This is a genomic window from Maribacter spongiicola (assembly GCF_052119685.1).
In the GTDB taxonomy this organism is placed as follows: domain Bacteria; phylum Bacteroidota; class Bacteroidia; order Flavobacteriales; family Flavobacteriaceae; genus Maribacter; species Maribacter spongiicola_A.
In genome coordinates this window covers 118,014-131,035 of the sequence record NZ_JBGQOO010000002.1, presented here as the reverse complement: position 1 = coordinate 131,035, position 13,022 = coordinate 118,014, and the positions used below count along the sequence as shown (strand labels likewise).

Sequence of the window (13,022 nt, the reverse complement as noted above, 5' to 3'; positions counted from 1 at the left end):
TAAGGCTATGAAAGAATCTTTCGAATGGATATTGGATGAATTACCATACACGCCACCGTTTCTTTTTGTGGACGAAATTCAGCATATTGATGAAAAAGGAGTTGAGGGCAACTACCGATTTTCACCAGAAGCAGATTTTTTTAAAGGGCATTTCAAAGACAATCCCGTTACACCAGGCGTATTATTAACGGAGTGCTGTGCACAAATAGGTTTGGTCTGCTTAGGAATTTATCTATTAGGACAAGAAACCAAACTTTCAAACCTAAAAATAGGAATGAGTAGTTCTGAAATGGAGTTTCTGCTGCCTGTTTTTCCGGGAGAACGCGTTAAGGTAATTTCAGAACTGGTTTATTTTAGGTTTCAGAAACTAAAATGTACTGTGAAAATGTATGACGAAGATGATAAATTAGTCTGTAAGGGTGCAGTTGCGGGCATGATAGGTACAAGTAATGAATAGAAGAGTTGTCATAACAGGTTTGGGAGTATGTGCGCCTAATGGCGTGGGACTTACCGATTTTACGAATGCTTTGTTAGAAGGTAAAAGCGGACTCCGACATCAGCCAAATCTAGAGAAGCTAGGTTTTGGTTGTCAAGTTGCTGGTGAGCCTTTGGTAAAAGATAAGCTCATAGATAACTATTTTACTCCGCTAGAGCGCAGAGGATTAAATGCAACGGGAATCGTTTACGGAGTCATTGCTGGTGTTGATGCTTGGAAAGATGCCGGGTTAGAAAAAAATACAACTGATGAGCCAAGCTGGGATCGCGGAATCATTTTTGGTACCGGCATTTTAGGCGTCGATAAATTTAGGGAAGCCATTCATTTAATCGATGAAGGAAATGTTCGTAGGCTCGGCAGTACTTCCGTTATACAGACGATGGCAAGCGGTATAAGTGCCTATTTAGGCGGATTGTTAGGTTGCGGAAATCAAGTCACCACAAATTCTGCAGCATGTACAACGGGTACCGAGGGTGTTTTGATGGCATATGACCGCATTAGCCAGGGCAAAGCTGAAATAATGTTGACCGGTAGTTGTAGTGATAGTGGTCCGTATGTATGGGGAGGCTTTGATGCTATGCGTATTTTACCAAGAGCGTATAATGACAACCCTACCAAGGCAAGCAGACCAATGAGTGCCTCTGCAGCCGGGTTCATTCCTGGTAGTGGGGCAGGAGCATTGGTGTTGGAGTCTTTGGAAAGTGCTCAAAAACGAGGAGCGTATATATATGCAGAAGTACTAGGAGGTGAAGTTAATAGTGGAGGACAATTAGGGGAAGGTTCAATGACCGCACCAAATAGTATGGCTGTTCAGCGTTGCATACGAAATGCAGTAGGCACTGCGGGTGTTGATGCTGCTGATATTGATGTTATAAACGGACATTTAACGGCAACAACCAAAGATGGGTTGGAAATTGAAAACTGGAGTGCGGCTTTAGGTAGAAAAAATACTGATTTTCCTTATATAAATTCGTTTAAAGGTGCTGTTGGTCATTGTTTGGCAGCAGCAGGTAGTATTGAATGTGTTGCATCCGTTTTGCAGTTTAAAGAACATGTAGTGTTTAAAAATGTGAACTGTGACGATATACATCCAGAGATTTCTAGAGTGATTTCTGATTCTTGCATCCCAAGGGAAACTATGAATTATTCACCTAAATATATAGCCAAAGCAAGCTTCGGATTCGGAGATGTAAATGCTTGTGTTATATTTAAAGCATTCTCGAAAAACAAATAGAAATTAAAAGAATACCGTAAGGTATGTTACAAGAAAATAAATATGCATAACGAAGAAAAATATCAGAAATTAAAAGAAATTATAAAAATCTATCTTCCCGAAGACGTAGCAGTTACTGATATTCAGCAAGACAGCCACTTCATGAACGACCTCAATATCAATTCTGCAAATCTTGTTGATATTGTATTAGATGTTGAAGATGCGTTCGACATTCGTTTAGAAAATGATGATATGGATCAAATGCAAACGGTCAATGATGCCATGGCAATTATCGATGCCAAGCTAGCTGAAAAGTGAAGTTCTAAGAAGCTATCTTAAGAGTTATTCTTTATTCTTAATAAAGGTAGAGGCTAATATGCCCGATACTAATGCTACGGATATCACAGTTAAGGATACCCATTCAGGTAAATGTATGTAATGAGAGAATAGCATTTTTAAACCTACAAAGGCAAGAATAACCACAAGACTATAATTGATATATCTGAACTTCTCAAGCATTCTTGAAATCAAGAAATACATTGAACGCAATCCTAAAATAGCTAAGATATTCGATGTGAAGACGATAAAAGGATCAGCCGTAATTGCTAAAATTGCAGGTATACTATCTAAAGCAAAAAGAATATCGGTAAGTTCAATAACAATAAGGGCAACAAATAGGGGAGTAGCAGCATTAATACCCATTCGTTTTACGAAAAAATCATGACCGTGCATTGTCGATGTAACTGGGTATATTTTTTTGATCTGTTTAAAAACAAAAGAATTCTGAGGGTCAAAATCATCGTCTTCACCTTTAAGCATATTAAATGCAGTATATAAAAGGAATACACCAAAGACATAAATGATCCATTCAAACTTGGTAATTAGCGCAACTCCGAAAAAGATCATTAATGCTCTAAATACAATCGCACCCAAAATACCCCAAAACAAAACACGGTGTTGGTACAATGCCGGTATTTTAAAAGAAGAGAAGATAACCGCGATAACGAATACGTTATCAACACTTAGAGATAATTCGATAAGATACCCGGTAATATATTTTAGAACTGCATCATTTGGCGTTAGTCCTGTGGGGTTGTCAATTAATTCGGCACTAAACAACCAATAGATAACACCACTAAAGGCAAAAGCAACCGTTACAAAAATAGCAGTCCAAATTCCCGCTTCTTTAGATTTTATTACATGTTCATTCTTATGAAAGACACCTAAATCTAACGCAAGAAAAACAAGTACTACGGCAACAAAAATAATCCAGACTATCATATTAAATTTTTGAAGATGCAAATGTATTAAAAATTGACTTCAACTATTTCAATTCTTTTAAATGTTGATGAATTGAAAATCAATTTACTACCAATTTAATCTTTTGGCAAATTTGCGTCATTCTCTGCTAATAGATGGATGTTTTAACTCAGTTTATTAATCTTAAAAAGGCAGAACAGGGTAATTAGACACATTTCTATTATAAAACAGGGGTTGGCAACTTTATTTTTAATTTAAAATTAATGAGAAGTAGTGCTCTATTCTTATAAAATGCCCTAAAGCCAAATGATTTATTTGAGTTATTAGCACATATTATAATTAAGCGATAAACCAGCAACTTTACTCGATTAACTGCTAGTTTATTTAATAATTAAGAGAAAATCAATTTTTAAGTATTAATTTTAAGGTAGAACAAGCTATTAAAATGAAAAAACTAACCATTTTTGGGGGTGTTTTGTTATATATGATATTATGTATGAACACTGCCTTTGCTCAAGATTCTTTGCAGTTTGATGCTCGAGTAAAACAACGGATGCTTTTAAATCAGTTTGAATCTGATTATGTACTTACGGCATCTGAACGTGTGGCATTAAAACAGAGCCGTTTAGCGTATCAATATCGTATGAAAGAGATTTTAGATTCTATGGATATTTCTGATGGAAGAAGAAAGAGATTGATTCAAGAGCTAAAGCGGAATCCTTTTTCTGAAAAAGTACAGGCTGTGATTGCGAATCGCACGAAGTCTGATGAAGTTGTCGAACAATAAAAAAAATGCAGTCTAATGAGACTGCATTTTTGCTTTTCTTTTTTCTAATTGTCTTTGCAAATCTTCTATTGATGAAGCGATCGCAGCTTCAAAGCTACCACAAGATGACTGCGCGAACAAGCGTGGACCCGGTGCACTTAAGCGTATATTACATACCATACCTGAATCGGGTGAAGAGGTATTTTCTTTTTTGAAAAAAACATCAGACCTTACTATAAAATCGAATTTGTCCAATAATTTTTCAAGTTTTTGCGCTGCCATGATCTCTAATCGATTGCTGGCTTTTACATCGTCGTATTCAAAATTGATATTCATAGGTTAAAAGTTTAGTTTAAGGTACTCATTATAGTAGAGCATACCAATTAAATAATTCTTAAAGATTGCCAAGTCGAATGTTAAGGTTTTCTAATCCTTTTGTTTCTAAAAAGTTAGCAATTACGATGCTATTTTAAAGTTTAGTTAAACTTACAAAATCATAGTTGAAAATAACACTTTCTTCATTTACTTTGAGGTAAATTTCCCACAAATTCATTTTTTTAATAAGACAGCTATGGAGAATGGACAGGATGTATCGATGTGTTTAGGCAAATTAGAACGGTGTTACAACACTATTCAGCTTTTTAAAATTAGGGTAGATTCTTATTTATATGAGCCTACCACTATGGCATTATTCGAAACCAAGGTGTATCTAATGAATAAAATTGCGCATCTTTCAGATGCCAACAAGAAGCTGTTAGAATTTATGAAATCTTCAAAAGATTTATTGCCTGAACAATATAAAATGGTCAACTATCATATTCGCGAAACTTTCGAACTTGAATTTGATTTTATGGAGTATGCATTAAAATTTAGACAACCCGTTTAACGACCTATTTCTTAGCCAATTGGTAAAAAATCCATTATTTATCATTATGTTATCCTATTAATTCAATTTTATAATAAATGTTCTTAATTTAGACCTAGAACACTTACTATATTAATATGAAAACTTTAATGCGGCTAACTATTTGCTGCTCTTTATTTTTTACAGGTTTGTCGTATTCACAAACGAACGATTCTAAAAAAACCAACTCGAACGAAGAAGATGAAGGTCCTGTAATGTTTCAGTTTGAGCCTAATTATGAAACTGCAACTATGTTACAACGAGAAGCATTGAAGCAGAAAATAAGAGGACTTGACACCTTGGATATTTCCGATAGAAAACGTCAACGATTAATTAAAGGATTTTATAAAGAATCCAGAGCTATAAATTTCAAAAAAACGGTATTGGTTAATACTGAATTTGAAGAAGAAGAGTTTGAAGATTAAATTTCTTCTTTGGCATAGAATTGGTAGCTTAATGGGTGATTAATTATAGCTTCTATGAGAACTTCACTTATTTTACTATTTGTATTTACCGCATTACTTGGTTGTAAATCGACAAAAATGGCGATTGATGATTCACATCCTATTCATGCACTAGTTAGTTCCAAGAATTTTGCCTTTACGGCTAAATCTGCCAATCCTATGGTAACTCAAAGTTTAAATGCAGTCGCCAATAGCGGACTCATTGCTCCTGGCAGTACTATTTCACGCATAGACTTATCAGGAAATAATAGTTATTTAAAAGTTTTTGGAGATAATGTTTCTGCCAATTTACCTTACTACGGCGAACGACAATTTGGAGGTGGTTATGGTTCTGCTACTGGTGTTGAATTTAAAGGCGAGCCCGATAATTACTTGCAAGTGTTTGATACCGATAAGCAAAAATATACCATTAGTTTTCAAATCACGGACAAGTCCGATCGCTACACTATTCTAATGGATGTCTACCCGAGCCAATCAAGCACAGTTTATGTTACCATGGCAAATAGAAACGCTATTCAATACGATGGTAGTATTAAGGTCAATAAAGATGAAGACTAACTAGTTAGGTATTTTTATCAATAGTAATACTTTAATAGCTATCTGTATTGGTTATAAAGGCTATTTTTTTGCTATCTGGTGACCAACTTGGGACATTAATTGTACCTTGACCACCATATATGTGAGCAATAACTTTAGGTTTCCCTCCTTTTATTGGCATAATACGTAGCATACAATGCTTATAAAAAGGATGGTCATTAGATTTGATTTCTTTAGGAAAAGATATAAAAGCTATCCATTTTTGATCCGGACTTACATGTGGAAACCAGTCGTTATAATCATCAAAAGTCAGTTGTGTTTGTTTCTTGCCATTTGCTTTCATACTATATAATTGCATGGTACCTGTGCGGTTAGAATTAAAGAAAATGGTCTTCCCATTTTTTGTGTATTCTGGACCATCATCCAAAGTAAGGAAATCTGTTAGTTGCTCTTCTTTTCCAGATTTTACATTGACAGTGAAGATATTATATGAACCGTTTCTATCTCCAGTGAAAATCATCTCTTTATTATTGGGCGACCAACCATGCAAGTAAGATGCACCCACGCCTGGTTTTGTAACCACTTTTGGATTAGAGTCTCCATTGGTTGGTAAATAGTATAAAGCAGAATCTCCATTGTCATCTTGATTATGGTGACTAATGCCTAACAATTTTCCATCAAAAGTTAAAACATGGTCATTGTTGTTTTTTATGGCAAATCCGGTATTTAAAGGGGTGATAGAATTGGTTTCTAGCTCATAATTATACAAACGACCTTTAGAATTATAGATCAATTTTTTACCATCAACGGTCCAATTTGGGGCTTGTATAGAATGTGCAGAATGGTAAATAATTTCTCTCTGTCCGGTTTCTACATCCATCAACTCTAGATTACTACCAATATACTCGTGGTATGCTTGGTAGTCATCTCTAACTGGTTTTACCATCCTTACATTACTAAAAGTGGCACGCTCTAAAACTTTGGGGTTGTGAGAACAAACATATAAGCCCACATAGACTTCGTTATCCAAATCCATATCGGTTAGTTCAATACTAGTGAATTCTTCACCAAACTTAGCGGTAGACATTATATAGGTAGTACCACGTCGTTCTAATTGAATAATGGTTGGGTATTCGTGAGAAGATTTTACTTCTTCCGTTAGTCCACCAACGGTTTTACGGTATTGTAGAGATGTTAGTCCGTCACCATGTGTGCTAGCGTTTACATGTGCGGAATTATCGTCCAGGTTATTTTTTATGATCCATCCTGCTTTACGGTGTGGGTCTTTGCCTTTTCCTTCAAAATTTACAGTAGTCCTCAGAATAAAATCGCCCTGTATAGTAGTCCATAGATATTGAAATTCATCTTTCTCAAACCACATATTGGTGCCTGCACCATCAACAGTATAGGTTTGGTTATCCGAATTAAATGTTGCGGAACCCTTTACTTTAGGATTACCAATGCTAATTTGACCATCAAAAATCCCGATTTTATGCTGTGCTTGAAATGTTGTGGAACTAAGAACTAAGAGAATTGTAAATAATACTGAAAATGGTTTCATGATATGTTGTTTTGAGCTCGATAAGTTGACATTTAAATATACCCAATAAAATCATTTAATCATCCTTAACAACCAAAGTGTTATTAATAATTAAGACATTTTGGGGAAGTCAATCTGTTAGCAATGTGTAGTTTGACAGCGATTTTTAGTATTTAATGTTAAGAAGAGGCTAAAAAGGGAAGGTTTTGTCATAATCTTCGTTATTCCCTATTGAGAACAATACCTTTGCAGCTCAAATAAGTGAAATAGTAGAAATTTATAGTATGAGTAAAGTAAAAGCAGATAGTCAAGTAAAAGTACATTACACAGGTAAATTAAGTAATGGTCAAATATTTGATAGTTCGGTAGATAGAGAACCTTTAGAGGTAAAATTGGGACAAGGTAGTTTAATACCTGGTTTTGAAAAGGGATTGTTGGATATGCAAGCAAATGATAAAAAAACAATCGTAATTGCTAAAGAAGATGCATACGGTGAAAAGCAAAAAGAGCTTTTTCAAACTGTTCCAAAATCAGATTTGCCACAAGATATGGAGCCAAAAGTAGATATGGCACTTATGGCAACTAATGCAGATGGTAGTGAAAGACAATTACGTGTTGCAGAAGTAAACGAAAATGATATCGTTGTAGATGCAAACCACCCTTTGGCTGGTCAAGATTTAACTTTCGAATTAGAATTGGTTGAAGTTAAATAAGAAGTAGAAATTAGTATATAAAAAACCGCCCAATAGGCGGTTTTTTTTGGTTTAAAGGGTACGATATTCATCCATCGAAATGGTATCTTTGAATATGATTTTAAGAATATTATTTTTCTTCGTTTTAAGTATTTCTTTTACAAGTTGTAAAGAGGTAAAAACAGAGGTGAATACAGAAGTTATACCCGAGGTTATTGTAGAACAGGTTTCCATTTCGACTTATGAAGATTTAGAGGGTAACCCTATTGAATTAAGTGATTACAAAGGTAAACGTGTGTTGGTGAACTATTGGGCAACATGGTGCAAACCTTGCATCGAAGAAATGCCAGATATGGAGAAAGCACAGACCATTCTAGAACAAGACAACTACGTATTTCTATTTGCATCTGATCAGTCTGTAGATAAAATTAATATGTTTAAAGAAGCACGCAAATTTCAGTTAGATTTTATAAAATTCAACGGGGTATATGCCGAAGAGAATGTGAGTGCATTACCCGCAACATTTGTTTATAATGAAGTAGGGGAGCAGGTATTGCGTTTTGATGGCGGATTGAAGTGGGATAGTCCCGAAATGATCGAAAAACTTAGAGCGGTAAAGTAATGCACATACTAACAAAGACTTTTTTTCTTTTCTCGATTACCAGTTTGATTCTAGGTTGCAAAGAAGAACCTAAGAAAATACTGCCGGTGGCACCGGTAAGCATGATAGAAGACATGATTTCACCGGCAGGGGATTCTAGTGCTTTGCCACACTTAATGTCCAATAAAGATGTTGCCATGCTTTCATGGGTAGAAACTTCTTACGATACAATGACGACTTTACGATATTCTCAATTGATCGATGGTAAGTGGCAAGAAGCGCAAAATATATTGGGTGGTACAGATTGGTTCGTAAACTGGGCAGATTATCCTATGATTACCGAGAACAATGGTAATTTATGGTCTCACGTTTTAAAGAAATCCACAAAAGGTACGTATTCTTACGATGTTAAAATGAACGTGAAACCAAAGGGAGCAACCGATTGGATAACCGGTTTAGAACTGCATACCGATGGTACGCCGACCGAACATGGTTTTGTAAGCATAGTCCCGTACAATAACAACTTCTTCGTCAATTGGCTCGATGGTAGAAATACCGAAGAAAATAAGGCTGGGGAGCGGGGAGCAATGACTTTACGTGGCGGAGTGGTATCTGCTGCAGGAAAATTATTAGAAGAATATGAATTGGATACTAGCACATGCGACTGCTGCCAGACGACTTCAGCGATAACAGATAATGGTCCGGTAGTGATATATCGTGATCGATCAGACGATGAAATTCGTGACATCAGTATTGTTCGTCAGGTGAAAGGGGAGTGGACGGCACCTAAAGTAATACATGAAGATGATTGGCAGATAAAAGGGTGTCCCGTAAACGGACCAAAAGTAGATACCTTGGGTAATAATTTGGTCGTCGCTTGGTTTACAGGTGCATCAAATAAGCAAAAGGTACAAATCACTTTTTCTTCCGATGGAGGAGCTGAATTTTCTGAGCCAGTATTAGTTGCCGAAGGTACTATAATGGGTCGTGTTGATGTTGTTTGGATGGATGAAGATAACGCTATAGTAAGCTGGATGGAAGCCAATGATAAAACGGCATTGTTTAAGGCAATGGCTGTGAATAAAGACGGTACAATTTCTAAAAAGAAAGTGATTACCGAAATGGTAGATTCTCGAAAATCCGGATTTCCTCAAATGGAAATTGTTGAAGAAACCCTATATTTTGCATGGACCGAGCAAGCTGGTACAGTCACTCAAGTACGTACTGCTAAAATGCCGGTAGAAGGGTTTTCGTTTAATTAACCGAAATCAATTCAATATCAAATACCAATACAGAACCACCAGGTATACCATTATAATCAAAACTACCGTAGGCTAAGTGAGATGGCACTAACAATACGCCGTTTCCACCTTCGTTAAATAAGGGAATACCTTCTGTCCACCCTGCAATTACTTGATTAAGACCTATAGATAATCCTTCTGCGCTTTGATCAAAAACTTCACCATCAAGAAAATAACCTCTATAAGCTACAGTTACGTTAGAAGAAGCAGATGGTTTTGATCCATCACCTTGGTTTTTAATAATATAGTGTAAGCCAGACGCAGTAGTTTGTGACTCCAGCTCATTAGCAGTTAAATATGCATTTATCTCTTCTTCATTGATTGTGGTAAAATCGATAGCCTCAAGAGGTGTTTGCTTGTCATCGTTAGATCCACAAGAAATCATAGTAGTTACAAGTAGAAGTATAGCAATGTATTTCATTATATTTTTTTTTGGAAAGATAGTTTTTGCTCAATAAACAAACACCAATTTAAGATGCATTTAACCATTATAAAAAGAATAGTAGGGTATTCTAATTATGCAATAAAGGTATTCACCGAAAAGCGGACGCTACAATTTTTGTAAAGGTATTTTTGAAATTTTATGGCGTGTGATTGCGATTCAAAAACAACGGCTTCTGTAATGCTATTCGCTAAAACAAGATGCCCAATAAGGTATTCTACGTAGTAGGTGTTGTTTTCAGAAAGAAGAACAAAATTAGGTTTTGTAGTCACACTAGTTATTTTAACGATACTAAAATAAAGCATTTATTTATGTGATCCTAATTTTTTTGGTTTTGGTTATTAAATAGTGGTTAAGGCGGGTATTATTATTGCTACTGATAATAAACAATAGTTAGTAATTGGTAGAAGAAATAATTTTCATTCGTATAAAAGGTGGTAGTTGTGATGAATAGATGAAATAGTAAAATTATGCCAGTTTTAATTTTTGGCATTATAGTTGTAATTCAGCTAGTAATTATTAATATCAAATTATATTACATTTATGAGTACAGGAACAGTAAAATTCTTCAACGATGCTAAAGGCTTCGGATTTATTACAGAAGAAGGTTCAAACAAAGAACATTTCGTTCACATTTCAGGATTAGTTGATGAGATTCGCGAAGGCGATGAAGTCGAATTCGAACTAACCCAAGGAAAAAAAGGATTAAACGCAGTTAACGTTAGAGTTATAGAATAACCTTTGAAAGTCCGTCAGCAATGACGGACTTTTTTATTAAACTTAAAGATTTATAACCGCTCTGAATGAGCGGTTATTTTGTTTTCAGCATCTTGTGATAAATTTGGCAATTATGAACACAATCAATTTAATTATGCTCCGTTCTAATAAAAATTAAATTGGTTTATGAAAATTTCAATGAGTTCTCAAAAAGTAGCTGTATTGACCGAATTAGAACGAAAACGTAAATCGGTCGAGCAATTATTATTGAAGTTGGAATCTTATTTATATGAACCTCAGACGCAAAGTGGCTTCGAGAAAAAAGAAAGCTTGAAATCAACTATTAATCGTACGGCAAGTAGTACCAATTCTTTAATGTCTATTTTAAAAATGAATGACATTTCTATCATGGATAGTATGAACGATGTAGATCGCCAAATGGAAGAGTGCTACGAATTAGAACTAGAAGTAGCATCGTATCTGTTAAACAGATAAATATAATTTTATATAAAAATTCAAACCGCTCAGTAATGAGCGGTTTTTTTGTGTCTATGAGTTAAGTATTAGACATCTAAATATACATAGGGTAGTGGTTTAGCATTTGAAATAGGGGAGCTGGTACACTAAAACGCAAATACCATTGTTGTATATATAACCGCAAACTTTAAATAAACCACTGATGAATACATTGTTGCCAATATTAAAAACTTCAGATTACCGTAAAGACGAAAAATTACAGTTTAAAGAGTTCTTATTCAATGACGCAATAGCACCTGTTGTTGTTTATGGTAAAGATAGCGGCAAGGCTATGGTTTATGAAGGTGCAGCCAATGAATCAGATTTGTACGATAGGTTTCCAGCTATTAAAAAAGAAGCCCTTGCAAATCTTAAGGCAATCGATGTTCCATATCAAATTACAGAGGCAGAAGGTACAAACGTGTTGTTTGCCGAAGGTCATGAATATGCCAGTGAAAAGATTTTAGATAAAGCGTATATGATTAAAATTGCAGCTGATTTAAAGTGCGATACGCTAATGGTGGGTATTCCTTTTAAAGGTGTGCTGATGGCGATTGATTCTAATTCAGAGATGCGTTTAAAGCTACCGGTTATTGTAAAGCAGTATTTTGATAATCCGCAGCAAGATCCTATTTCAGATAAGGTATTTCTGGTTCAAAATGGGGAAGTGGTCGCCATGGGAGGCGAGAAATTACCAGAAAATGAATCAGAGGATAATTTTGTGATATCTGAGAATAAGGCGCAAAACTATGGTATTGAACTAAAAAGTAAGAATATAGAAGAACTGGTTACTGATATAAATACATCATTTCAGCAGGTTATGCTTATGATTTTGCAACGCAAATCTTTTGGTGGTGAAATCACTTTTAAATTGAGTAGTGCTATTCCTTTAAATGATACGCTGACAGATAAATGTAATTCTATTATTGAGCAGATTGAGAAGAATGAAATGCTACAAACCATTTCACAGGCATTGGCATCTAGTAAAGTACAATTTAAGTTTCTGCATGATGACAATCTAATAGCGCCTACAGCGAAATCTAAGACAGAGCAATCTGAAACAGCACAGCAATCAACACCTGCAAAATCTAATATAGAACACAAACCTAAAATAACTAGTGTAGATACGAGTGATAAAATAAAACCAGTTGTATCAAAGCAACAGAAACCGGCAACTACCAAGAAATCTAAACCATGGTGGAAGTTTTGGGCAAGCGAAGAACAAGACACTCCAGAAATGATTAAAGCTGCAGAAGACAAAGCAAAACTAGAGGAGCTTAAAGCCGGGACTCAAAAAGAGTTTGATAAATCGGATCATAATAAGTTTATGCCGAAATAACCTAAATTTTTGAATGTTGACAATTGTGATGAAATATGTAGGTAATAGTGGGGTCTTAAAAAGTCTATTTTACATAATATAAATTATAGAACATTTATAACGAATAAGTGAATAGCGCATTTAAGCGCTATTTTACATAGTTAAGTTATAAATCCCGCAAGAGAATAATAACATAGAAATTATGTTAAGACGAAATTAAGCTAAGTCCAAATATATTCTAATTAAGAATAGCGA

The 13,022-nt window shown here is 35.1% G+C and carries 18 protein-coding genes; 13 read left to right on the top strand and 5 right to left on the bottom strand.

All coding sequences use genetic code 11. The features are described 5' to 3' along the window. Positions 1-7 precede the first annotated feature (7 nt). Genes ACEN2N_RS04725 through ACEN2N_RS04715 form a run of 3 tightly spaced genes read left to right on the top strand, consistent with a single transcriptional unit; the run spans position 8 to position 2,027 of the window. Positions 8-457, top strand: coding sequence for a 3-hydroxyacyl-ACP dehydratase FabZ family protein (locus ACEN2N_RS04725; protein WP_441823246.1), 450 nt, complete (start codon positions 8-10; stop codon positions 455-457). Next, positions 450-1,730 (top strand): beta-ketoacyl-[acyl-carrier-protein] synthase family protein, encoded by a 1,281-nt coding sequence (locus ACEN2N_RS04720; RefSeq protein WP_441823245.1) that lies wholly within the window; start codon positions 450-452, stop codon positions 1,728-1,730. Before ACEN2N_RS04725 ends, ACEN2N_RS04720 begins: the two co-directional genes overlap by 8 nt. A 42-nt stretch (positions 1,731-1,772) precedes the next feature. Further along, positions 1,773-2,027, top strand: a complete 255-nt coding sequence (locus ACEN2N_RS04715) for an acyl carrier protein (RefSeq protein WP_441823244.1) — start codon at positions 1,773-1,775, stop codon at positions 2,025-2,027. A 24-nt stretch (positions 2,028-2,051) separates the two neighbouring features. On the opposite strand, the gene ACEN2N_RS04710 is transcribed toward ACEN2N_RS04715, so the two are convergent. Next, the gene (locus ACEN2N_RS04710) at positions 2,052-2,990 is read right to left on the bottom strand and encodes a TerC family protein (protein ID WP_424000211.1); all 939 of its coding nucleotides are present in this window, start codon (positions 2,988-2,990) and stop codon (positions 2,052-2,054) included. Positions 2,991-3,414: 424 nt separating this feature from the next. Between ACEN2N_RS04710 and ACEN2N_RS04705 the strand changes: the two genes are divergently transcribed. Beyond that, positions 3,415-3,756, top strand: a complete 342-nt coding sequence (locus ACEN2N_RS04705) for a hypothetical protein (protein WP_441823243.1) — start codon at positions 3,415-3,417, stop codon at positions 3,754-3,756. Between the two features lie 12 nt (positions 3,757-3,768). Here the strand turns inward: ACEN2N_RS04705 and hpf are convergent, their stop codons facing one another. Further along, positions 3,769-4,071 carry a ribosome hibernation-promoting factor, HPF/YfiA family gene (gene hpf / locus ACEN2N_RS04700; protein WP_133687702.1) on the bottom strand — a complete coding sequence of 101 codons (303 nt, stop codon included), beginning with the start codon at positions 4,069-4,071 and terminating at the stop codon, positions 3,769-3,771. A 235-nt stretch (positions 4,072-4,306) separates the two neighbouring features. Between hpf and ACEN2N_RS04695 the strand changes: the two genes are divergently transcribed. The 3 genes from ACEN2N_RS04695 (at position 4,307) to ACEN2N_RS04685 (ending at position 5,661) form a co-directional block, all read left to right on the top strand. Beyond that, a complete protein-coding gene (locus ACEN2N_RS04695) occupies positions 4,307-4,621 on the top strand; it encodes a hypothetical protein (RefSeq protein WP_441823242.1) in 315 nt (104 codons plus the stop codon). Between the two features lie 116 nt (positions 4,622-4,737). Beyond that, a complete protein-coding gene (locus ACEN2N_RS04690) occupies positions 4,738-5,064 on the top strand; it encodes a hypothetical protein (RefSeq protein ID WP_441823241.1) in 327 nt (108 codons plus the stop codon). Between the two features lie 54 nt (positions 5,065-5,118). Then, positions 5,119-5,661: a DUF4251 domain-containing protein gene (locus tag ACEN2N_RS04685; protein ID WP_441823240.1), complete on the top strand. Its 543-nt coding sequence runs from the start codon at positions 5,119-5,121 to the stop codon at positions 5,659-5,661. 31 nt (positions 5,662-5,692) lie between these two features. Here ACEN2N_RS04685 and ACEN2N_RS04680 read toward each other — a convergent pair whose 3' ends face one another. Next, positions 5,693-7,201 (bottom strand): TolB family protein, encoded by a 1,509-nt coding sequence (locus tag ACEN2N_RS04680; protein ID WP_441823239.1) that lies wholly within the window; start codon positions 7,199-7,201, stop codon positions 5,693-5,695. A gap of 263 nt (positions 7,202-7,464) precedes the next feature. On the opposite strand from ACEN2N_RS04680, the gene ACEN2N_RS04675 reads away from it, so the two are divergent. From ACEN2N_RS04675 to ACEN2N_RS04665, 3 genes are all read left to right on the top strand, one after another. Next, complete coding sequence (locus ACEN2N_RS04675) at positions 7,465-7,893, top strand: FKBP-type peptidyl-prolyl cis-trans isomerase (protein ID WP_133687698.1); 429 nt, start codon at positions 7,465-7,467, stop codon at positions 7,891-7,893. A gap of 94 nt (positions 7,894-7,987) precedes the next feature. Further along, a complete protein-coding gene (locus ACEN2N_RS04670) occupies positions 7,988-8,494 on the top strand; it encodes a TlpA family protein disulfide reductase (protein ID WP_441823238.1) in 507 nt (168 codons plus the stop codon). Further along, complete coding sequence (locus tag ACEN2N_RS04665; protein WP_441823237.1) at positions 8,494-9,735, top strand: hypothetical protein; 1,242 nt, start codon at positions 8,494-8,496, stop codon at positions 9,733-9,735. Before ACEN2N_RS04670 ends, ACEN2N_RS04665 begins: the two co-directional genes overlap by 1 nt. Here the strand turns inward: ACEN2N_RS04665 and ACEN2N_RS04660 are convergent. Then, on the bottom strand, positions 9,728-10,195 hold the full coding sequence (locus ACEN2N_RS04660; protein WP_441823236.1) for an FKBP-type peptidyl-prolyl cis-trans isomerase: 468 nt from the start codon (positions 10,193-10,195) through the stop codon (positions 9,728-9,730). The genes ACEN2N_RS04665 and ACEN2N_RS04660 overlap by 8 nt on opposite strands. 95 nt (positions 10,196-10,290) lie before the next feature. Further along, positions 10,291-10,488, bottom strand: coding sequence for a hypothetical protein (locus ACEN2N_RS04655; RefSeq protein WP_243835404.1), 198 nt, complete (start codon positions 10,486-10,488; stop codon positions 10,291-10,293). A 271-nt stretch (positions 10,489-10,759) separates the two neighbouring features. Here ACEN2N_RS04655 and ACEN2N_RS04650 point away from each other — a divergent pair, with 271 nt between their 5' ends. The 3 genes from ACEN2N_RS04650 to ACEN2N_RS04640 all read left to right on the top strand — a co-directional run bounded on the left by ACEN2N_RS04650 (position 10,760) and on the right by ACEN2N_RS04640 (position 12,788). Then, positions 10,760-10,954 carry a cold-shock protein gene (locus ACEN2N_RS04650; protein WP_424000195.1) on the top strand — a complete coding sequence of 65 codons (195 nt, stop codon included), beginning with the start codon at positions 10,760-10,762 and terminating at the stop codon, positions 10,952-10,954. Between the two features lie 165 nt (positions 10,955-11,119). Beyond that, positions 11,120-11,428 (top strand): hypothetical protein, encoded by a 309-nt coding sequence (locus ACEN2N_RS04645; protein ID WP_441823235.1) that lies wholly within the window; start codon positions 11,120-11,122, stop codon positions 11,426-11,428. 184 nt (positions 11,429-11,612) lie between these two features. Continuing rightward, positions 11,613-12,788, top strand: coding sequence for a hypothetical protein (locus ACEN2N_RS04640; RefSeq protein ID WP_441823234.1), 1,176 nt, complete (start codon positions 11,613-11,615; stop codon positions 12,786-12,788). Positions 12,789-13,022 lie beyond the last annotated feature (234 nt).

Bases quoted from the DNA above. Each gene is read 5' to 3' on its own strand.
- ACEN2N_RS04660 (WP_441823236.1), bottom strand. From the start codon at position 10,195: ATGAAATACATTGCTATACTTCTACTTGTAACTACTATGATTTCTTGT.
- ACEN2N_RS04665 (WP_441823237.1), top strand. From the start codon at position 8,494: ATGCACATACTAACAAAGACTTTTTTTCTTTTCTCGATTACCAGTTTG.
- ACEN2N_RS04715 (WP_441823244.1), top strand. From the start codon at position 1,773: ATGCATAACGAAGAAAAATATCAGAAATTAAAAGAAATTATAAAAATC.
- ACEN2N_RS04675 (WP_133687698.1), top strand. From the start codon at position 7,465: ATGAGTAAAGTAAAAGCAGATAGTCAAGTAAAAGTACATTACACAGGT.
- ACEN2N_RS04680 (WP_441823239.1), bottom strand. From the start codon at position 7,201: ATGAAACCATTTTCAGTATTATTTACAATTCTCTTAGTTCTTAGTTCC.
- ACEN2N_RS04650 (WP_424000195.1), top strand. From the start codon at position 10,760: ATGAGTACAGGAACAGTAAAATTCTTCAACGATGCTAAAGGCTTCGGA.
- ACEN2N_RS04685 (WP_441823240.1), top strand. From the start codon at position 5,119: ATGAGAACTTCACTTATTTTACTATTTGTATTTACCGCATTACTTGGT.
- ACEN2N_RS04705 (WP_441823243.1), top strand. From the start codon at position 3,415: ATGAAAAAACTAACCATTTTTGGGGGTGTTTTGTTATATATGATATTA.
- hpf (WP_133687702.1), bottom strand. From the start codon at position 4,071: ATGAATATCAATTTTGAATACGACGATGTAAAAGCCAGCAATCGATTA.
- ACEN2N_RS04645 (WP_441823235.1), top strand. From the start codon at position 11,120: ATGAAAATTTCAATGAGTTCTCAAAAAGTAGCTGTATTGACCGAATTA.
- ACEN2N_RS04695 (WP_441823242.1), top strand. From the start codon at position 4,307: ATGGAGAATGGACAGGATGTATCGATGTGTTTAGGCAAATTAGAACGG.
- ACEN2N_RS04690 (WP_441823241.1), top strand. From the start codon at position 4,738: ATGAAAACTTTAATGCGGCTAACTATTTGCTGCTCTTTATTTTTTACA.
- ACEN2N_RS04640 (WP_441823234.1), top strand. From the start codon at position 11,613: ATGAATACATTGTTGCCAATATTAAAAACTTCAGATTACCGTAAAGAC.
- ACEN2N_RS04720 (WP_441823245.1), top strand. From the start codon at position 450: ATGAATAGAAGAGTTGTCATAACAGGTTTGGGAGTATGTGCGCCTAAT.
- ACEN2N_RS04725 (WP_441823246.1), top strand. From the start codon at position 8: ATGAAAGAATCTTTCGAATGGATATTGGATGAATTACCATACACGCCA.
- ACEN2N_RS04670 (WP_441823238.1), top strand. From the start codon at position 7,988: ATGATTTTAAGAATATTATTTTTCTTCGTTTTAAGTATTTCTTTTACA.
- ACEN2N_RS04710 (WP_424000211.1), bottom strand. From the start codon at position 2,990: ATGATAGTCTGGATTATTTTTGTTGCCGTAGTACTTGTTTTTCTTGCG.